Source organism: Methylobacterium sp. C33D (assembly GCF_053345825.1).
In genome coordinates this window covers 219,909-240,034 of sequence record NZ_JBKFAV010000002.1, presented here as the reverse complement: position 1 = coordinate 240,034, position 20,126 = coordinate 219,909, and the positions used below count along the sequence as shown (strand labels likewise).

Annotated in this window: 14 protein-coding genes; 12 read left to right on the top strand and 2 right to left on the bottom strand. The window is 74.7% G+C overall.

Going from position 1 to position 20,126, the window contains the following annotated elements; translation table 11 throughout:
• Positions 1-27: 27 nt before the first annotated feature.
• Positions 28-984, bottom strand: coding sequence for an antibiotic biosynthesis monooxygenase (locus ACLBXO_RS02475; RefSeq protein WP_331316780.1), 957 nt, complete (start codon positions 982-984; stop codon positions 28-30).
• A 670-nt stretch (positions 985-1,654) separates the two neighbouring features.
• Here ACLBXO_RS02475 and ACLBXO_RS02470 point away from each other — a divergent pair.
• Positions 1,655-2,173, top strand: a complete 519-nt coding sequence (locus ACLBXO_RS02470) for a hypothetical protein (RefSeq protein WP_331316781.1) — start codon at positions 1,655-1,657, stop codon at positions 2,171-2,173.
• A gap of 8 nt (positions 2,174-2,181) precedes the next feature.
• On the opposite strand, the gene ACLBXO_RS02465 is transcribed toward ACLBXO_RS02470, so the two are convergent.
• A complete protein-coding gene (locus ACLBXO_RS02465; RefSeq protein WP_331316782.1) occupies positions 2,182-2,493 on the bottom strand; it encodes a PilZ domain-containing protein in 312 nt (103 codons plus the stop codon).
• A 157-nt stretch (positions 2,494-2,650) separates the two neighbouring features.
• Between ACLBXO_RS02465 and ACLBXO_RS02460 the strand changes: the two genes are divergently transcribed.
• From ACLBXO_RS02460 to ACLBXO_RS02410, 11 genes are all read left to right on the top strand, one after another.
• Positions 2,651-5,395 carry an ATP-binding protein gene (locus ACLBXO_RS02460; protein ID WP_447684400.1) on the top strand — a complete coding sequence of 915 codons (2,745 nt, stop codon included), beginning with the start codon at positions 2,651-2,653 and terminating at the stop codon, positions 5,393-5,395.
• Positions 5,392-6,063 carry a response regulator transcription factor gene (locus ACLBXO_RS02455; protein WP_331316784.1) on the top strand — a complete coding sequence of 224 codons (672 nt, stop codon included), beginning with the start codon at positions 5,392-5,394 and terminating at the stop codon, positions 6,061-6,063. Before ACLBXO_RS02460 ends, ACLBXO_RS02455 begins: the two co-directional genes overlap by 4 nt.
• Positions 6,064-6,294: 231 nt before the next feature.
• The gene (gene bcsS / locus ACLBXO_RS02450) at positions 6,295-7,038 is read left to right on the top strand and encodes a cellulose biosynthesis protein BcsS (RefSeq protein WP_331316786.1); all 744 of its coding nucleotides are present in this window, start codon (positions 6,295-6,297) and stop codon (positions 7,036-7,038) included.
• An 80-nt stretch (positions 7,039-7,118) separates the two neighbouring features.
• Complete coding sequence (bcsA, locus tag ACLBXO_RS02445) at positions 7,119-9,776, top strand: UDP-forming cellulose synthase catalytic subunit (protein ID WP_447684410.1); 2,658 nt, start codon at positions 7,119-7,121, stop codon at positions 9,774-9,776.
• Positions 9,777-9,783: 7 nt separating this feature from the next.
• A complete protein-coding gene (locus ACLBXO_RS02440; RefSeq protein ID WP_447684399.1) occupies positions 9,784-12,120 on the top strand; it encodes a cellulose biosynthesis cyclic di-GMP-binding regulatory protein BcsB in 2,337 nt (778 codons plus the stop codon).
• Positions 12,117-13,226, top strand: coding sequence for a glycosyl hydrolase family 8 (locus ACLBXO_RS02435; protein WP_447684398.1), 1,110 nt, complete (start codon positions 12,117-12,119; stop codon positions 13,224-13,226). The genes ACLBXO_RS02440 and ACLBXO_RS02435 overlap by 4 nt, the downstream gene beginning before the upstream one ends.
• Entirely contained in the window at positions 13,211-15,091 is a 1,881-nt protein-coding gene (locus tag ACLBXO_RS02430) for a hypothetical protein (RefSeq protein ID WP_447684397.1), read from the top strand. The genes ACLBXO_RS02435 and ACLBXO_RS02430 overlap by 16 nt, the downstream gene beginning before the upstream one ends.
• Positions 15,088-16,071, top strand: a complete 984-nt coding sequence (bcsN, locus tag ACLBXO_RS02425) for a cellulose biosynthesis protein BcsN (protein WP_447684396.1) — start codon at positions 15,088-15,090, stop codon at positions 16,069-16,071. The genes ACLBXO_RS02430 and bcsN overlap by 4 nt, the downstream gene beginning before the upstream one ends.
• Positions 16,072-16,078: 7 nt before the next feature.
• Positions 16,079-17,443 carry a response regulator gene (locus tag ACLBXO_RS02420; RefSeq protein ID WP_447684395.1) on the top strand — a complete coding sequence of 455 codons (1,365 nt, stop codon included), beginning with the start codon at positions 16,079-16,081 and terminating at the stop codon, positions 17,441-17,443.
• 716 nt (positions 17,444-18,159) lie between these two features.
• A complete protein-coding gene (locus ACLBXO_RS02415) occupies positions 18,160-18,642 on the top strand; it encodes a nucleoside deaminase (protein WP_012321704.1) in 483 nt (160 codons plus the stop codon).
• Positions 18,643-18,729: 87 nt separating this feature from the next.
• Positions 18,730-20,118 carry an FAD-binding oxidoreductase gene (locus ACLBXO_RS02410; RefSeq protein ID WP_447684394.1) on the top strand — a complete coding sequence of 463 codons (1,389 nt, stop codon included), beginning with the start codon at positions 18,730-18,732 and terminating at the stop codon, positions 20,116-20,118.
• Positions 20,119-20,126: the final 8 nt, after the last annotated feature.

The window sequence follows — 20,126 nt, the reverse complement described above, 5'->3', positions numbered from 1 at the left end:
CCGGAGCCTGCCCCGGCGCGACGCGGGTCACAACAGCTTCCAGAACGCGAGGATCATGAGCGCGTAGGCGGCGATCAGCAGCGCGGCGCCCAGCAGGTTGACCCGGGTCCGGCGCTCCGGCTCAGGGGTCAACCACCAGCTGAGCCGCTTGGCCGTCCAGGGCACCATCTGCGCGGTGAGCAGCACGCTGAACACGTTGCCGATGAACAGGGCGACCGGGAAATCCACCTTCAGCATCCCGGCAAGGATCGGCGTGCCGACCAGGACGCCCCACAGGAACACGGTCGGGTAGAGCGTCAGCACGACGATCATGTTCATCTTCCACGCCGCGGGCGCCGCGCCCCCGGGCGGCGCGACGTTGCGGAACCACTGCTCGAATCCGCTCTGCACCGTCCGCGTGTGGAATTCCGCGGTCAGCGGCGCCGCCTCGGCGACCAGGGCCTGCCGCTCGGGCGAGTCCATCCAGGTGCGCAGGTTCGCCTCGCTGTCGAAGCGCAGGATCGCGACGTAGTCCTCCTGAACCCCCGGAACGGCCGGCTCGAACCGGTAGCCCTGCATGCCGGGCGCCCGCGACTGCGCGGCCGCGATCTTCTGCTCCCACCGGAGGTAGGCCGCCTCCATGCCGGGCTTCACGCGGGTGCTGATCACCGCGCTGACCGGCGAGGTCCGGGCCGCGCTGGCGTCGTCCTTGACGATGTGGACGTCGTCGCGGCCGACGAGCATCGGCGTCGCGCCCTGGATGCGGGCCTGCCGCTCGGGAGAGGCCAGCCAGGCCTTGGCCTGATCCAGGCTATGGAACCGCTGCACGATCACCCAGTCCACTTGCAGCGGCGGGCGCGGCGGGATCAGCTGCTGCTCGATGAAGCCCGGGAACGTCGCGACGACGGCGTTGGTGTCGACCTGCCAGCGGGCGAAGGCATCCGCGCTCTCCGGCCGGATGGTCGTCTGCGTCACGATGCTGACGGACGTTGTGGCACCGCTCATGAACCGACGCGCTTCCGTTGGACGGCTGCCTGCACTCGCGCGTTCGGTGGCGTGGCCGACGGCCCTCGGCGCCGCGCCCGATCACCGCCGGGCGGCCCCGGACACCGGCGGACCGGATCGCCGGTTCGTGGCCCGTGACACCGAGACGGCGCCAGACTCGCCGGGACCTGCCGCTCCGCGAAACGCGAGGACGAACAGCCGAAAATTGATCTTGCAGCCAACGCCTACCAGTCGACTGGCGGCGCCGCACTGCGAGCCTGCATCAGCGCGCACGCCGAGACCGAAGTCAAGACATCGCCACAGCGGATAGATATGTTATTTGTAAATACAGTAGGTTCTCTACAGATCTGGTCTTTTTAGCGGAAAGGCTTGAACGATATTTATCTTACGCGCGCCGGGCCTGGGACGCCGGAACTTTTCGGTGCCGGCCGGGCCCGGCGCGCGCCGGGATGGGACGGAGCGACAACGAAAAGGGCGGGCCGGAGACGGTCGTCCCGGGGCGCGGGCAGCCGAGAGCCCGCGCCTCGGCCCCCAGCCCCGCGGCAGCCCGAGCCCCGCGGCGGCCCGGCCGGACAGTCCGGCGCCCCCGTAAGGCAGCCTTAACACTAACCGATCACACACGGGGGCTGTCGTAGGGCCTCTGGGGTTTGTGCGTGCCGCGATGAATGCCGTGTCAGGACCGCCCCCCGCCGGGCTCAGCACGTCCCTGACGCAGCGCGTTCTCGACGGCAGCACCCCGCAACCCGAGCCGGTGACCGGCGTCCCGGCCGCCGAGGCGAGCCGGGCGACGTCGAGCAGCGCGGCGACGGTCCCGGCGGCGCCGGCTCTCGATCCGGCCCGGATGCGGGACCGCATCGACGCCCTCATCGACCAGCAGATCACCGCCGGCCGCATCACCGGCGACCAGGGCGGCGTTCTCCGCCAGCTGCTCACCGCGCCCGATACCGGAGCGCCCGCCGGCCCGTCCGACGCGGCGGCGGCGCACTCGGCAAGCTCCGCATTCACCGGAACCCCCGGCGCGTCCGAGGACCCGACCGCCTCGGGCGACGCGCCCCTCAGCCCCAGCGAGACGCTCGCATCCTTCATCCAGCAGATGCAGCGGACGCAGAGCCGGACCATCGGCTACGGCAGCGACGGCGCCCGCAACACCGATTTCGCGAGTTCCCGGCTGCTCGACTTCAACACCTGAGCCCGGCGTTACCAGGATCGCGCGATCCGCGAGACCCGCTGCACGGCGCGGGCGTAGGCTTCCGCGTCCGCGTCGACCTGGACGTGCAGCCCGCGCGCGCTGGTCGTCACGACGCGGGCGCGCACGGTCCCGAGGATCGCGGCGTCGATCACCAGCACCGTGCCGGGCGCGGCCGCGAACCCGTCGGGCATCGCCATCAGCAGGCCGCCCGCGCTGACGTCGAGGATCGCCGCCCGATAGCTGCGCGCCGCGTCCCGGACCCGGGCCGAGAGCGTGACCGGAAATCGGGGCGCCGCGCGCCGGTCGCCGGCCTCACGCATGGTGCCCTCGCGGGCAGGACGATCTCATCTTGACGATAGACACACACACCGACCTAATAAAGACAAATACATTCTCGATTAAGGTAAAGAGCCGGTTAACCTTCTGCCACGACATTGCGCCCGCGCGCCAGTTCCGCGCCCGCCCGTGTCGGAGCCGATGAGCGCAGACCTGTCCCTCGCCCAGCCCGCCCGCCCCGGCGCCCCCGCTCCGGAGACCGAGGCCCTGCGCCAGATCGTCGACGCCGCGGCCGGGCTGATCCTGCGCCTCGACGGCGCGGGCCGGGTGACCTTCGCGTCCGCGGGCGGCGCGTCGATCCTCGGCGCGGGCGCCGAGGCCCTGGTCGGGCAGCCGCTGCGCGACGCCCTGCACCCGGACGATGCCGGTGCCCTCGCCGACGCCGCGGACCGGTCCGACACGGCGCTCGTGCGGATGCGCGGCGGGGATTCGGGCTGGGTCGCGACGGTGCTGGTCGTGCGCGCGATCGCCGGCACGCAGGACCGCGTCGTGACGGTCCGCGCGGCCTCCGAGCCGGAGCATACCTACGCGAATCTGCGCACGAGCCGCGACCATTACCGCGCCCTCGTCGACACGCTGCCGCAGCTCGTCTGGATGGAGCGGGCCGACACGGGCGAGACGATCTACGTCAACCAGGCCTTCGAGGCCTATTGCGGCCCGATCCCCACCACCCGCGCGGCCCGTACGGACCGGTTCCACCCCGAGGACGCCGACCGGATCGCCGGGGCCTACGCGAAGGCCCGCGTGCAGGGCCGCTCGAGCGAGATCCAGGGCCGGGTCGTTGACCGAGCCGGACGCTTCCGCTGGCACCAGTTCGTGGTCCGGCCGCTGCACATGGGCAGCGACCTGATCGGCTGGCTCGGCTCCGCCCTCGATATCGACGAGATCGTCAGCGCCCGCGAGGCCCTGGTGGAGAAGGGCGAGCTCCTGCGCCTCGCCCAGGAGGCGGCGGGCGCGGGCCTGTTCGACCTCGACCTCGCGAGCCGCGACCTGATCCTGTCGCCCGAAAGCGCGCGCCGCCTCGGCTTCTCGGGGGACCGTCCGGCGGTGGTGAACGTCGCCGAGGGGATGCGGCGGGTCGTCCCCGCGGACCGCGCCGCGACCCTGCGGGCGGTGCGGGCGGCCGCGGCCGAGCGCAGGACCTTCGACGTCGCGTTCCGGGTGCCGGACGCGGGCGGCGGCTGCCGCTGGATCCAGGCGATCGGGCGCCCCCATCGCGACCGGGACGGCGTCGCGGCGCGGATCGTCGGCCTGACCCTCGACATCACCGCCCGGAAGGACGGCGAGCGCGCGCTGATCGCCGCCAAGGCGGCGGCCGAGGCGGCCCGGGCCGAGGCCGAGCGCGCCGACGCGGCCAAGACCGAGTTCCTCTCGGCGATGAGCCACGAGATCCGCACGCCGCTCAACGCGGTGATCGGCTTCGCGGGCCTGCTGGCCGAATCCGGCCGGCTCGACGGCGATCTCCGGCGCTACGCGGAACTCGCCGCGACCGCGGGGGCGAACCTCCGCACCGTCGTGGACGACATCCTGGACTTCTCGTCGGTCGAGGCCGGGGCGATCAACCTCGACCCGGAGCCCGTCGCGCTGCGCCCCCTGGTCGAGGCATGCCTGGGCATCGTCGAGGCGCCGGCCCGCGCCAAGGGGCTCGATCTGGTCGCCCGGATCGACGCCGCGCTGCCGGACCGCGTGGTGTGCGACCCCGGGCGGCTGCGGCAGATCCTGCTGAACCTCCTCAACAACGCCGTGAAGTTCACGCCGCAGGGCCGGGTGAGCGTCGATCTGGTCCGCGAGCAGTCCGGCCCGCACGGCGACACGATCCGGTTCAGCGTCACCGATACCGGGATCGGGATCGCGCCGGACCGCCAGGAGCGGCTGTTCCAGCGCTTCTCGCAGGCCGACAGCTCGATCCGCCGCGCCTATGGCGGCACCGGCCTGGGGCTCGCGATCAGCCGGCGGCTGGTCGAGCTGATGGGCGGCGCGATGGGCCTCGTCTCCGCGGCGGGACGCGGCTCGACCTTCTGGTTCGCCCTGACCCTGCCGCGGGCGCCGGCCGCCGCGGCCGCCGTCCGGTCGGCACCGGCGCGGCCCGGCCGCACCGGGCGCATCCTCCTGGTGGAGGACGTGGAGATCAACCGCGAGCTGGCCTGCACCGTGCTCAGGGCCGCCGGGCACGTCGTCGACGTCGCGGCCGACGGCATCGGGGCGGTGCGCGCCGTCGAGGCGGCGCCCTACGACCTCGTCCTGATGGACGTCCAAATGCCGCGCCTCGACGGCATGATGGCGACGCGGCTGATCCGCTGCCTGCCGGGCCCGGCCGCGCGGGTGACCGTCGTGGCGATGAGCGCCAACGTCCTGCCGGATCAGGTGCAGGCGTTCCGGGCGTCCGGGATGGACGACCATTTCGGCAAGCCGTTCGAGCCCCAGGAGCTCTGCGCCGCCGTGGCGCGGTGGCTCGGCGACCCCGTCGGCGACCCCGTCGGCGCGCCCGCTTCTGCGGCCCCGGAGGACGAGCCGACCCTCGACCGCGCCCGCTACGCGGACAACATGGCGCTGATCGCCCCGGACACGCTGGCCCGGCTCCTCGGGCAGTTCCAGACCCGGGCCGCCGAGGCGTTCGCTCCGCCCGATCCCGGACCCGCCGAGACCTCGGCCGGGCGCGCGACGCTGCGCGCCGAGGCGCACGCCCTCGCGGCCGCGAGCGGCCTCCTCGGCTTCATGCCGCTCAGCCGGGCCTGCGCGGCCCTGGAACAGGCCGGCGACGACGTGACCTTCGACGCCCTGCTCGCCCGCGCCCGCGACCTCGCTGCCGCGGCCGTCGCGGAGACCCGGGCGCTGATCTTCGGCGGCACCGCGTCCCTCCGGAGCGCCCCGGGAGCGCGGCCATGACGACGACCCGACCGGGCGCGGGCGCCGAGGGCCGCGTCGCGATCCTGGCCGACGACGACGAGTTCTTCCGCCTCGCCATGGCGTCGCTGCTGTCCCGGCAGCTCGGCTTCGCGCGGGTGATCGAGACGGCGAGCCTGGACGAGGCGCTCGCCGCCCTCTCCGGGACACCCGAGACCGCCCTGGCGCTGTTCGACCTGCAGATGCCCGGCATGGCCGGCGCCGGCTCCGTGGCGGCGGTGCGGGAGTGCTACCCGGCGGTCAAGGCCGCGATCGTCTCGGCCTCCACCGCGCGGGCCGACGTGCTGACGGCGCTGGCCGCCGGCAGCCACGGCTACGTGCCCAAGACCCTCGGGACCGCGGAAGTTCTGCGGGCGGTCTCGGCGATCCTCGACGGCGCGATCTACGTGCCGCCCTTCATGGCGGACCCGCCGCCCAGCGCGGCCGCGCCGCCGGTCGGCGAGGTGTCGCTGACCCGCCGGCAGCGGGAGGTGCTCGAACGCATCGTGGCCGGGCGCTCCAACAAGGAGATCGCCCGGGAACTCGATCTCGGCGAGGGCACCGTGAAGGTGCACGTCGCCGCCCTCCTGCGCACCCTCGGCGTCGCCAACCGGGCGGCCGCGGCAGCCGCCGGTCCGCGGATCCTCGCCGGACTAGGCCGGCCGGCCTAGGCCCGGCCGGCCCGTCCACAGCCTGTGGGCATCGCCGGCCCGCGGACGAATGCCTGCGGGTGCTGCGCGGCCCCGGCGAGATCTTGCAACGTCTACTGGATCGACTGCGGGCAGACCGACATATAGCGGCCTAATCCTTCTTCGCTCTGTATTGTCCGCACCCCGGAAAGGAGTGGTTAGGGATAGAGGCCGGATTCTGTCGGTGTCCTGCAAGTCACGTAGCGTATCGACATGCATCGCAGCCTCATCGGGTGGGCCGCGGCCCTGGCCGCGGCGGGATGCCCCGCGGCCCGGGCCGCCGACTGGTACACCGGGGCCGAGACCCCGGCCGGCCCGGATGCCTGGATCGTCGCCGTCGACACCTCGGCGGCGATCGCCTCGCAGGGCTCGCAATTCGCCAGCGCCACCGTGACGGCGGCTCCCGCGGGCGACCTGCTCACCAGCGGCGTCCGCGTGCGGGTCGACGGGCTGATCGGATCGTACCGCGCCGAGAGCCCCGGCGCCCCCCGCGCCGTCGGCCAGCAGGCCGACCTCGCCGCGATGGCCGGCTACGCCCTCGTCGGCCCGGACAGCGTGCTGAGCGGCTACGTCGGCCTCGCGGTGCGCCGCGACGAGGTCGCGCAATCCGGGCTGACCGAGACGGTCGCCCGCACGGGCGTCGGCCTGAAGACGGCGCTCGACTACTACGCCCGGCCGACCGCCTTCACGATGTTCCACGCGACCGGCACCTACAGCACCGCGTTCAACGCCTATTACGGCCGCGTCCGCTTCGGCGTCGCGGCGCTGGCCGGCGGCTATGTCGGGCCGGAATTCGCCGCCCTCGGGGACGATTACTACCGGCAGTGGCGGGTCGGCGGGCACCTGAGCGGCATGCAGATCGGCGCGGTGCAGCTCGGCCTCTCGGCCGGCTACGTCCACGACCACGTGCGCAAGGGCGGCCTCTACACCGCCCTCGACATGCGGACGGGCTTCTGATGGCCCGCGCGACACCTACCCACGGCCCGGCGCCCGCCCAGGCCGACCCGGCCGCCTCGCCGGCGCGCCCGCGCCTCCTGATGGGCCTGCTCTGGGCGACCTGGGCGCTCTGCGCCGCCCTCGCCGTCGGCTTCCTGACGCAGCCGGTGGGCCTGAGCGCACAGGGCATGCTCTGCGCCGCCGCCGGGGCCGGCATGGTCGCGCTCTGGCTGCTGTTCCCCCGCCGGGGCCTCGCCCGGATGGCCTTCCTGGCACTCGGCACGGCCGTGGTCATCCGCTACGTCTACTGGCGGGTGACCGGCACGCTGCCGACCCTCGACGATCCCGTCAGCTTCGGGCTCGGCGTCGTGCTGGCGCTCGCGGAGCTCTACTGCGTTCTGATCCTCACGGTCAGCCTGATCGTCAACGTCGCGCCGCTGGCCCGCGGCGCCGCGCCGGCGCTGCCCGAGGCGGACCTTCCCACCGTCGACATCTTCATCCCGTCCTACAACGAATCCGCCGAGATCCTGGGCCTCACGCTGGCGGCGGCGCGCAACCTCGACTACCCGGCCGGTCGGGCCACCGTCTGGCTGCTGGACGACGGCGGCACGGACCAGAAATGCGCAGACCCGGATCCCGCCAGGGCCGGGGCGGCGCGGGCCCGCCGCGCCGAGCTGCAGGCGCTCTGCGCGGCGCTGGGCGTCCGCTACCTGACTCGGGCGCGCAACGCGCACGCCAAGGCCGGCAACCTCAACAACGGCCTGACCCAGGGCCGCGCCGACCTCGTGCTGGTGCTCGACGCCGACCACGCGCCGTTCCGGCCGTTCCTGCGGGAGACCGTGGGCCTGTTCGCCCGCGACCCGAAGCTGTTCCTGGTGCAGACCCCGCACGTCTTCATCAACCCGGACCCGATCGAGCGGAACCTGCGGACCTTCACCCGGATGCCGTCCGAGAACGAGATGTTCTACGGGGTCACGCAGGCCGGCCTCGACAAGTGGAACGGCTCGTTCTTCTGCGGCTCGGCGGCGCTGCTGCGGCGGAGCGCCCTCGACGCGGTCGGCGGGTTCTCGGGCGTCACCATCACGGAGGACTGCGAGACCGCCTTCGAGCTGCACGCCCGCGGCTGGACCAGTGCCTACGTCGACAGGCCGCTGATCGCCGGCCTCCAGCCCGAGACCTTCGCCGACTTCATCGGCCAGCGGGCGCGCTGGTGCCAGGGCATGTTCCAGATCATGCTCCTGAAGAATCCGCTGTTCAAGCGCGGCCTGAAGCCGATTCAGAGGCTCTGCTACCTGTCGAGCATGACCTTCTGGTTCTTCCCGCTGCCGCGCCTGATCTTCATGCTCGCGCCGCTGCTGCACATATTCTTCGACGTGAAGATCTTCGTCTCCTCGATCGACGAGGCGCTGGTCTACACCGCGACCTACGTGGTCGCCAACATGATGATGCAGAACTACCTGTACGGGCACGTGCGCTGGCCGTGGGTCTCCGAACTCTACGAGTACGTGCAGGGCGTCTACCTCGCCCGCTCCATCGTCTCGGTGGTGCTGTCGCCCCGCAAGCCGAGCTTCACCGTCACCAACAAGGGCCTCGGGCTCGACCGCGACCACCTGTCGGGGCTGGCGTGGCCGTTCTTCGCGATCTTCGGGGCGCTGGCGGCGGGCTGCGCGACGGCCGCGTGGCGCTACCTCTACGAGCCGGGCGTCACCAGCCTGATGCTCGTCGTCGGGCTCTGGTGCCTGTTCAACCTCGTCATCGCGGGCGCGGCCCTCGGCGTGGTGGCCGAGCGCCGTCAGGCCGAGCGCAGCCACAGCCTGCCGGTGAACCGGCGCGCCGTCGCGTCGGTCGGCGGCGCGGTGTTCGAGGTGGTGGTGGAGCGCGCCTCCGCCGAGGGCTGCCGCCTGCGCCGCTGCGACGGGTCGACCTGGCCGGCCGCCGCCGAGGCCGGGAGCCCGGGCCGGATCGTCCTCGCCGAGGGGTCCGACGCGGTCCTCGCCTTCCACCCGCGCGCCGGCCTGTCGGACGACACCTGGGAGGTCGCGTGGGACGTCGCCTCCGCGGGCGCCGGCGCGCCGCTGTTCCGCGGGCTCGCCGAGCTGATGTACGGCGACGTCTCCGCCCTGCAGGCGTTCCTCTCGGGCCGGCGCCGGCCGAAGGACCTGCTCTCCGGAAGCCTCCGCTTCCTGACCTGGGGCGTCACCGAGCCGGTCCGGGCCGTCACCTACGCGCTCCGGGATCGCGGCGCCGCGCCCGCGACCGCTCCGGGGATCCCCGCGGCGATCGCCCCGGCCCCGGTGGAGATCCGGCAGGCGGCATCGATCCCCCTGCCCGTCGCCGACGTGTTCGTCGAGCAGGCCGCCGCGGCATTCGTCCCGGCGGGACCATCCGCCGTCGCGGTCGCTGCTCCGGTCGCGGCTCCGGCGACAGCCGCGCCGGCGCCGGCCGAGCCCGTGCCCGTGCCCGTGCCGGTCCCGCTCCAGGCGGCCGAACCGGACGTCTCCGTCGCGATCCCGCTCACGGAAGCGGCCTGGCGGCAGGCGGTCGCCAGGCTCGCCGCGGCCGAGGCCCCCGCCGCGGCACCCGGCACGGACGCCGCGGCGCCGCGCCTCGACCCGGCCGCCTGGCTCGCGGGGATCTTCGCCCTCGCCGGCGCAGAGCGCTCCGAGCCGGCCCCCGCCGCCGACATCGTCCGCGGCCCCGATTTCCGCGCGCTCGTCCGCGCGCCCGCCGATCCCGCCGCCATCCGCTCCGCCGCCTGAGGTCCCGATGCGCCACGGCCTTCGCCCGGTCCTCGCGGCCGGCCTCCTGACCTGCGCCGCGGGCGGTCTCCTGACCTGCGCCGCGGGCGCCTCGGCCCAGACCTTCTCGGGGGTCGGGGCGGCCCCGGTCCTGATGCTGCCGTCGCCCGAGCGGGCGGCGGTCGCCGCGACGGTCGCCGCGCCCGCCGCGCCGCCCCCGACCGCCGCCGGCGCGTCGGACCCGGTTGTCGCCGAGCGCGGTCCGACCCTCCGGCGGCTGCCGTCGATCGCCGCACCGATGCGGCTCTGGGGCGAGAACGGCCGCCTGAGCTTCGCGTTCTACGCCACCGAGGCGGAGGCGCGGGCGGGCGGGCGCTTCCAGGTCGGCTACATGGCCGCGGTCTCGATCCTGCCCGACACCGCGCGGCTCACGCTCAGCGTCAACGGCGCCGTCCTGGGCAGCGGCGCGATCGACGGCAGCCGCGGGCTCCGCAGCCTCGCCTTCGACCTGCCCGCGGGGACGCTGGCCCGGGGCTTCAACCGGATCGACATCGCGGTGGTGCAGCGCCACCGCGTCGACTGTGCGGTCCCGGCGACCTACGAGCTGTGGACGCAGATCGACCCCGAGACGACCGGTCTCCTCGCGGTCACGGACGGCCCGCAGGCGCCGGTCGACCTGGCGGCGATCGGTGGCGGCCCCGACGGAGCGGTGCCGATCCGCCTGCTCCAGACCGGCGGGAAGCTCAGCCCGCGCGCCGTGGAACGGGCGCTCGCCGCCCTGCAGGCCGCGGTCCTCCTGGGGGACTTCCGGCAGCCCGCGGCGGAATTCGCGCCGTCCGTCGAGGCCGGCGACGGGCTGGCGCTCGCGGTCGGGCGCGTCGCCGAACTGGCCGCGAGCCTGGATCTGGCGCCGCTCGGCCCCGTGACCGGGCCGCGCCTCGCCCTCCTGCCGCGGAGCGCGGCGCGTCGCCCGGTCCTGGTCGTCACCGGGCCGGAGGAGGCCGACGTGACCGCGGCCCTGGGGCAGCTCGAGGATCTGGCGCGCGCCGACCGGCCGGGGACGCCGCAGGGCCGCCGGGCCCTGGCGGACGCGGGCGGGCGCCCGGTCTCCGGGGGCGAGACCGTGACCTTCGCGGATCTCGGCATCCCGGACGCCCACGTCGCCGCCCGCACCCACCGGATCGCCTTCGACCTCGGCCTGCCGCACGATTTCATGCCGGCCGATTACGACAAGCTGATCCTCGACCTCGACGCCGCCTATCCGGCGGGCCTCGCCCCCGGCGCCCAGATCGTCGTGGCGATCAACGGCGCCAACGCGGCGAGGACGCCCCTGGGCCGGCCGGGCGGCGAGGCGATGACCCGGCGCGCGGTGGTCCTCCCGCTGCGGCTGCTCCGGCCCGGCCAGAACCGGATCGCGATCCGCGCGGAGCTGCCGCGCGGGGACGACCGGGCCTGCCCGGACGAGGCTGCGGTGCCGACCGAGCGGCTGTTCCTGGCCGCCACGAGCCGCCTCACCCTCCCGCCGCTCGCGCGGATCGGCCGCCAGCCCGAGCTCGCCGAGACCGTCGCCGAGGCCTTCCCGTACGCGACGGCCGGCCGGCGCCCGACCCTCGCGGTGCCCTACCCCGATCGGGACACGATGGCGGCGGCCGCGACCCTCGCGGCGCGGCTCGGCCTCGCCGCCGGGCGGGTCCTGCCCTTCGCGTTCGCGGCCGGCCGGGCCGGGATCTCCGGGCCGACCGTGGTGGTCTCCCCCGCCCCGGCCCTCGACGGCACCGTGCTGGCCGCCGCCGGCCTCGATCCCCGGGCCGTGCTCGACGCCTGGGCCGGGCGGGACGCCGTGCCGTCGCGGGAGGGCGGGCCGGCGCTGCGGCGGCGCGTGCTGCGGACCGACGGCCTCGCCGCCTGCAGCGCCATGGTGCGGCCCGCGCCCGACGCCGTGGCCGAGGCCGCGACGCGGCCCGGCGCGCGCCCCGCCGCGCCCCTCCTGGCGGACGCCGCCGCCCTCCTGGCCCAGGGCGTGACCGGCCCCGCCCCGGACGATCTGGTCACCCTGGTGACGGCGCCGACCGCGGCGGGCCTGCGCGAGGCGGTGGCCTGCCTCGTCCATCCGCGGGTCTGGACGCGGCCCGCGGGGCGCCTCGCCGCGCTCTCGTCCGTCGACGGCGGCGTGGCGGTCGAGGCGGCGACCGAGCCCCGCTACGTGGCGACCCTGGCGCCGGCCCCGGGCAACCTTCGCCGCGTCGCGGCGGGCTGGCTCTCGCTCCACGCCGGCCTCTTCGGCCTCGCCGGCCTGCTCCTGGCCGGCGGCCTCGCCGGCTCGACCCACCTGCTCGTGCGCAACCTCGGCCGGAGACCGGAATGAGTGCCCTCCTGAGCGTTCTCCCGCGCGTCCTCGCCGCCCTCTGCGTCCTGGCCGTCCTGGCCGCGCCTCTGGCCGCGCATCCGGCGCGCGCCGCGGCGCCCCCGCCCCTCGCCGGGACCCTCCGGAACGCCGAGGCGTGGCGGGCCTACAAGGGGCGGTTCATCAGCGAGCAGGGCCGCGTGGTCGACACCGCCAACGGCGGCATCAGCCACAGCGAGGGCCAGGGCTACGGGATGCTGCTCGCCGTGGCGGCGGACGACCGCGACACCTTCGAGCGGATCTGGACCTGGACCCGGGCGAACCTGATGGTCCGCGACGACCAGCTGCTCGCGTGGCGGTGGGAGCCGGACAAGCGCCCGGCCGTGGCCGACATGAACGACGCCTCGGACGGCGACCTGCTGGTCGCCTGGGCCCTCACCGAGGCCGCCGAGGCGTGGCACGAGCCCGAGCATCAGGTCGCCGGCCGCCGGATCGCCGTCGAGCTCGGGCGCAAGCTGCTCCTGCCGCGGGCGCCGCAAGGCCCGCTGATCCTGCCGGCGGTGGCGGGTTTCTCGGCCGAGGAGCGCGCGGACGGCCCGGTCGTGAACCTCTCTTACTGGGTCTTCCCGGCCCTCGACCGGGTCGGCCTGCTCGCGCCCGAGTTCGAATGGCGGGCGCTCGCGCGCAGCGGGCGCCGACTGATCGCGGCCGCCCGGTTCGGGTCGCAGCGGCTGCCGGTGGAGTGGATCTCGCTGTCCGGGGCAGCGCCCCGTCCGGCCGACGGATTCCCGGCCGAGTTCGGCTACAACGCGCTGCGCATCCCGCTCTACCTCGCCATGGCGGGCGTCACCGAGCCCGATCTCTACGCGCCGTTCCTCGGCCTGTGGCAGAAGCCCGAGGCGGGGCTCACCCTGGTCGAGACCGGGACCGGCCGGGTCGCCGCGCGGCTGACCGAGACCGGCTACGCCGCCATCCCGGCGCTGGCCGCCTGCGCGAGCCGCGGCACGCCGTTCCCGGCGGCCCTGACGCGCGTCCGTACCGAGAGCGAGAACTACTACCCCGTCACCCTGCAGCTGCTCGCCCTGGCGGCCCTGAACGCGCGGTATCCGGCATGCGCACCGCGCTGATCCTCGCCGCCCTGCTGGCCGCCGCAGCCGCGGCGATCGGACCGGCGGCCGCCGGGTCCGCCGCCGGGTCCGCGGGCAGGCCGGACGAGACCGCCCTGCGCTACTACGCGAGCCAGCACCAGCGCGCGCGGGTGGAGGCCGAGACGGAGCGGCTGCGGCGGCGCCATCCCGGCTGGCAGCCGCCGGCCGATCTCTGGACCGCGCGTGCCGGCGGCGAGGACGAGGACGGCCTCTGGGACCTGCTCGGCGCCGGCCGCGACGCGGATCTCGCCGCCGCGCTCGCCGCCCGCGCCCGGGCCGAGCCGGGCTGGACGCCCTCTCCGGCGCTCCAGGCCGCCCTGTCGGCGCGCGCCCTGCGCCAATCCTGCCTGGCCCTCGCCAGGGCCGGCCGCTGGCCCGACCTCGCGGCCCTCGCCGCGAGCCGCGCCGCGGACATCGCCGCCGCCGACGCCGAGGTGGTCTGGGCCGTCGCCGACGCCTACGGCCGGACCGAGCGGACCGAGAAGGCCTACGACCTGCTCCGCGGCGCGCTCGCCGGAGGTCGGTTCGGCCCCGAGGAGCGGCGGGTCAGCCTGCTGCGGGCGATGCAGATCCTGCCGATGACCGATGTCGACCGGCTGGCCGCCCTCGGCGACGACGGCGACCGCGACGCGATCCGCGTCGATCTGATCCGCGGCCGCATCGGCGCCGTGCTCCACGACGAGGCCGGCCAAGCTGTGTCGGCCCCCGACCTCGCGGCGTTCGCATCCTACGCGGAGGCCGCGTCCGACCCCGATCAGGCGGCGCTCGTCGCGTGGCTGGCGTTCAAGCGGCGCGACCTGCCGACGGCCCTCGCGTGGTTCAAGCGCGCCGTCGCACGGGGCGGCGACGCCATGGTGGCGCACGGCCTCGCCCACACCCTCCGCCTCCTCGGCCGGCGGCGGGACGCGGAGGACGTCGCCTACGCGTGGCGGGGGCCGCTCGTGAACAACAGCCTCCTCTTCATCGACCTGCTGGAGACGGATCTGACGCGAGCGGACCCGCCCGCGATCGAGCCGGAGCGGCTCAGGCGCTACGCCGAGGTCACTTTGGCGACCGCCTCGGGCGAGGGCGCGCAGGCCCTCGGCTGGTACGCCTACAACCGCTGCCAGTTCGACACGGCCCTGGGCTGGTTCCGGCGCGCCGTGGCTTGGTATCCCAAGGAGGCGACGGTCTACGGCTACGCCCTGTCGCTGCGCCGGATGCGCCAGGAGCGCACCTTCCTGGAGGTCGTGAACCGCTACGACGGGCTGTTCCCGCGGGTGGTCGACCTGCTGTTCCAGACCGCCGCGGCCCGGGCGATGCCCTGCGAGGCGCCGCAGGCCCGGACCGCCAGGGCCGAGCCCGCGGCGCGCCCCGCCTATCTCGAACTCGCCGCCGCGACCGGAACAGCCGCGCGCGGGCGCGTACCGTCGCCCGACGCGCTCGCGGCCGACCGGGCGCCGCCGGCGCCGGCGATCCGGCGGAGCGACTTCCCGGTGGCGGTGCTCATGGAAAACGACCTGCGCGCCGCGCCGACCGGCAGCCCGGTCGCCGAGGCACGCGGGTCGGCGCGGCCGCGCGGACACGCGCCCACGGTCGCCCGCCGCGTGCCGGGTGTCGGGCCGATGCCCTACGAGCGCTACGGCTTCGCGCTCCTGCCGGCCTGGAACGGCGGCGAGCAGGCGAGCCAGCCGAGCGCCGCCGAGAGCCCGGCCCCGCGAGGGACCCTCTGGGCCGACGAGCAGGCCGCGCGGGCCGGCGCGGAGCCGGGCGGCCCCGCGGCCCGGGAGGCGCCGGCGACCACGGGCGCGCTCGGCACGCGGCAAGCGATGCGTAACCAGACCGTGCGAGAGACGACGCCGTGACGTTCCCTGTCCGCCCCTTGCGCGTCCTGGCGCTGACCGCCCTGCTCCTCGGCGCCTGCACGGCCCGGGACGAGGCGCGCTCCGTCGCCGCCTCCCCGCGCTACGCCAGCCTGGACGCGATCGCGGACGGGCGGCCGCCGGCCTCGGCCGATCCCGGCCGGCCCGCCACGCCGATGGTCGTCCTGCCGGACTGGGCCGGCCGGCCGGTGCGGCTGCGGGAGCGCGACGGCGCCGACGCCTTCGAGCAAACCGTGTCGCTGAGCCCCGCGCCCCGCGGCGCGGGGGGCGAGAACGGAGTTCTGCTGCGCCTGCCGCGCGGCGGCGCGAGCGGGGACGCGGGCACCGCCGGCGGCCGGCCGACCGAGGCCGGCATCCGCGCCGAGCTCGCCGCGGCCTTCCCCGGGACGGCGATGCGGGTCGTGACCCGGCCGGCCGCCAACGCGTACGGACCCTACGGCCTCGCGGTCGGGCGGACGGCGGGGGGCGCTCGCTGCCTCTACGCTTGGCAGTGGATCGCCGCGGCCCCCGATCTCGACCCGGCCTCAGGGCGGCCCGGCCCGGCCTCCGTCCGGGTCCGGCTCTGCCGCGACGAAATCACCCTCGAGGCGATGGCCGCGTCGATCAATCAGATCAAGCTCGTGCCGCGCCGCGCGGGAACGCCCGTCTCGGGCCCGTCCGCGGCGCGGCGCGCCCCCGCGGCGGCGCGACCCCATACCGCCGCCCGGATGCCGGCCACCGCGCGGGATCCCGATCCGGTCGCGCGGTCCCCGATCGCCGCGACCGGCCTGCCGCCGGGCCGGCGCTACCTCGGCGTCCCCGAGGTGCCGGACGGCGGGCGCGAGCTCAGGGATGCGGGCCCGGCCGCGCTGCGGCAGGCCTCGATCGGCGCACCGCCCACCATCCAGGCCGAGGCGGGCGGCGCCGACCTGCCGCCCGAGGCGCTCCGCGGCCCGGTCGCCCGGACCGGGGCCCGCCCGTGAGGATTGCATGACCGACCGTATCCTGCTGGTCGAGGACGATCCCGGCTCGCGCGACCTGATCGGCGCCCTGCTAGCGGCGCGCGGCGACGCGTGCGACTGCGCCGCCGACGGGTTCCTGGGCCTGCGGCTCCTGAGCGAGCGCCGCCACGCGGTCGTGCTGATCGACTACCACCTGCCCGAGATGGACGGGTACGCCCTCGCGCGGCTGATGCGCGAGATCGTCGGCGCGCAGGGGCGCGTCCGCCTCGTCGGGATCACGGCCGACCGGCACGGCCTCGCGTCCCGCCGGGGCGCCGACGCGCTGTTCGACGCGATCCTGGTGAAGCCGATCGAGCCCGACCTGCTGTACGCGACGCTCGACCGCCTGCGCGCGCCCGACGCGGCGCCGGATGGCCCCGCGGGGGTCGTGCCGAACCTGCCGCCGATGTCCGCCGCCGACGCGGCGCCGGCCGAGGCCCTATGGCGGCGGCGGGGCCTCTCGGGGCGCCCGCGGGCCGCCCTGTACCCGGATCTCGGCGCCGCGGCGGCCGCCGCGGTGGGACACGCCTTCCGCCTCGCCCCCGTGGAGGAGGCCGATCTCATCCTGATCGGCGCGGCGGAGGGTCTCGCGCAGGTCCGGGCGCTGCCGCCGGGCAGCCCGGGCCACCTGCTCCCCACCGTCGACCTGACCGGGCGTCTCGGCCACTCCTGCGACGCGACCTTCCGGGTGGACGATCCGGCCGCCTGGACGGCGCTGGCGCAGACCTGCCGCGCCTTCGCCGAGCGCCGCGCGGGACTCGCCGCCGCGGTTCGGGATTCGGACGATCCGGCCTGCCGGCTTCTCAGCTGGCTCCATGTCGGCGGCCACAGCCTGCCCCTGTCGGCCGCCGAGGCGCCGGCCCCGATCCTGGCGGCCGGCCTCGTCCGCAGCGCCGCCATGGCGGCGATCCTGGCCCTGACGGAGCGGGATCTGGCGGCCTGCGTGCCGACCGACGGCGGGCTGGCGGTCAGCCTCACGCCGGCCGGGCTGTCCGCCGCGACGGCCGGCCTCGCCGCGGCGCCGGCCGTCGCGGCGGACGATCCGGAACCCGTCCGCGACGCGGCGCGGGTCCAGCGCCTCCGCGACGCGATCGGCGCGGCCGAGGTCGCGCGCCTGACCGGCGACCTGCGGTCGCGCATCGAGGCGGCGTTCCCGCCCGGAACCCTGCGCCCGACGATCGCCCAGGAGGCGCACGCCCTGATCGCCATGGCCGGGAGCCTCGGCTACACGCGGCTCGCGGCGGCGTGCCGGACCCTCGAGGCCGCCGTGACCGGCGGCTCGGACGAGACGGATGCCCTCGGGCGGGTCCGGGACGCCATCCGCGAGGTCCTCGCGGAGCGCCCGGCGGCCTGATCGCCGGATCCCGGGACGGCCCGCGATCCGGGCCGGCACCCGTGACTGGACTATCGGACCGCGAAGCCTGGAATTTCCGGACCGGTCGCGCCGTCGCCCCCTCCGACCGGCATCGCGGTGCCCTGAGGCCGGCGTGCCCGACCGCGACGGGACGGATTATTTCTTGTCCCTCCGTCTCAGCCGGGGTGCCGCCGCGCCGATCATGGGCGGCCGCCACGACCGCGATCCGCCGGATGTGCTGACCGGATCGACACGCCGACAACATTGATCAGTTGTTCGAGGTCGCTTTATTGCATTTCTGGACATTTACAATTCCAGTTCGGTCGATTGCCCGGAAGCGTTGACGGGGCTCCGACGGATCTGTCTATCCTGTCGACGGACACATCGTGGCCGACCATTATTGGCTGACGCACATGCGCTGCGTGGGACGCACGGTTTCAGCGGGACGCTCCGCGCCGCGCGACGCCCCGCCGTCGATCCTGCACGCGCGGATCGACGGCGGTCGCGCGCGCCGCTCGGCCGACACGGCTCGGCCGGACCGCGCGGCGACGTCGCCCCATCCGAAGGCAATGTCGGTCAGTCGATCCGGAGTTGTTAAGCACACTCACGAAGTCTAGTGCGGTTCGACACAACAAAATTGATCGCCCCTCGATAAATAAATCTCGGCGGTCCAGAGTCTCTACCAACCGATCAGTTCTGCGACGACAGAGGTTCCAATGTCTGACAATCACGAAAAATTCATGGCCCGGGCGATCGCCCTGTCGGAGAAGACGTCGCTGGTCGACAGCGCCGGCGGCGTGTTCGGCTGCGTGATCGTCCAGGACGGCGAGATCATCGCCGAGGGCGCCAACCGGGTCGTCGCCGAGAACGACCCGACCTGGCACGGCGAGATCGAGGCCATCCGCAAGGCCTGCAAGGCGCAGGGCAGCTTCAAGCTCCGCAACGCGACGCTCTACACCAGCGCCGAACCCTGCCCGATGTGCATGGCGGCCGCCTACTGGGCCGGTGTGAAGAACGTCTACTACGCGGCGCAGGTCGAGGACGCGCTGGAATACGGCGGCTTCGACGACAGCATGATCTACGCCGAGCTGAAGAAGGATGTCGGCGAGCGCTCGATCCCGACCCAGCAGATCATGCGCGAGGAGGCCGTCGAGGTCTGGAAGAAGTACGCCCAGAAGGCGGACCGCGTCCCCTACTGAGGATCGGATCGAACGATCGGCCGTCCCGTTCCGCCCGCTCTGGCCGCTTCGCCCGAGCGGGCCCTCTCGCCCGCGCAGTGCCGTGTCATGAACGCTGAGACTCTGAGAACGGCCTGCAAGGGCCCGGTCATCGCCGCGGGCGACCCGCAGTTCCGGGACGCCCTTCACGGGAACCTGTGGAACAGGCTGATCCCCGACCGGGCGCCGCAGGTGATCGTCAAGGCGGCCGACGAGGACGACATCGTCGCCACGGTGAAGTTCGCCCGCGCGCACGGCCTCAAGGTCGTCGTCCGCGGCGGCGGCCACAACTGGTGCCAGCCGACCCTGCGCAACGGCGGGATCCTGATCGACCTCGGGAGCCTCGACAGGATCCTGGCGATCGACGTCGCGCAGCGCCGGGCCGTCATCCAACCCATTCTGAGCAACCGCGACCTCCAGAAGGCGCTCAACGCCCACGGCCTCGCCTTCCCGACCGGCCACTGCCCTCAAGTCAAGGCGAGCGGCTACTTCCTCGGCGGCGGCATGGCCTGGAACCCCACGGTCTGGGGCTACGGGACCGAGAGCCTCGAGGCGATCGAGCTCGTCACCGCCCAGGGCGACCTGATCCGGGCCAGCGAGACCGAGAACCCGGACTTCTTCTGGGCCGCGCGGGGCGCCGGCTCAGGCTTCTTCGGGATCGTCACGAAGTATTTCCTCAAACTCCACGCGCTGCCGCGAGCCATTCATGGGAGCGAGTACTTCTATCGCCTCGAGGACGCGCCGGCCATCGGCACGTGGCTCGGCAAGATAGCGCCCGCGATCGCGCCGAGCGTCGAGCTGACCCAGTTCCTCGTGAAGGCGCCGCCCGCCCTGGCCGAGGCGGCGGCGGCCCAGAACGGCTGGGTCTGCTTGATCACGGCCACAGCCTTCGAGGACACACCGGAGGCGGCGCGGCGCGCGCTGGCGCCGCTGGATGACGCCCCGGCCGAGCCCCTGTCGAGCGCGCGGGTGACGCCCCTCGACTTCGAGCGGCTCTTCGACGCGTCCGGCGCGCTCTTCCCGGAGGGCCTGCGATCCCGGGTCGAGGCCACCTACTCCAATCACAGCCCCGGCGACCTGATGGCGGCGATCCTGCCCCTGTGGCGGAGCGCGCCTTCGGAGACCTCGGTGTTCCTGGCGACGATCTTCTGCGGACCCGACGTCCCGGGGCCGCAGCGGAACATGGCCCGCTCCATCGGCGGGAAAGTCTATGGCGGCCCCTGGACCATGTGGCACGAGGCGGCGGGCGATCAGGCCAACGCCGCGTGGCATCAGTCGGTGATCGCCGCGCTGAAGCCGTTCAATGTCGGCTACTACATCGGCGAGAGCAACACGGTCGAGCAGCCCGAGATCGTCGCCCAGGCGTTCACGCCCGAGAAGTGGCAGAGACTGTGCGCGCTGCGCGACAGGCACGATCCGGATCGCGTGTTCTTCGACCACTTCGACGGTCTTCGCTGAGTCGCGGC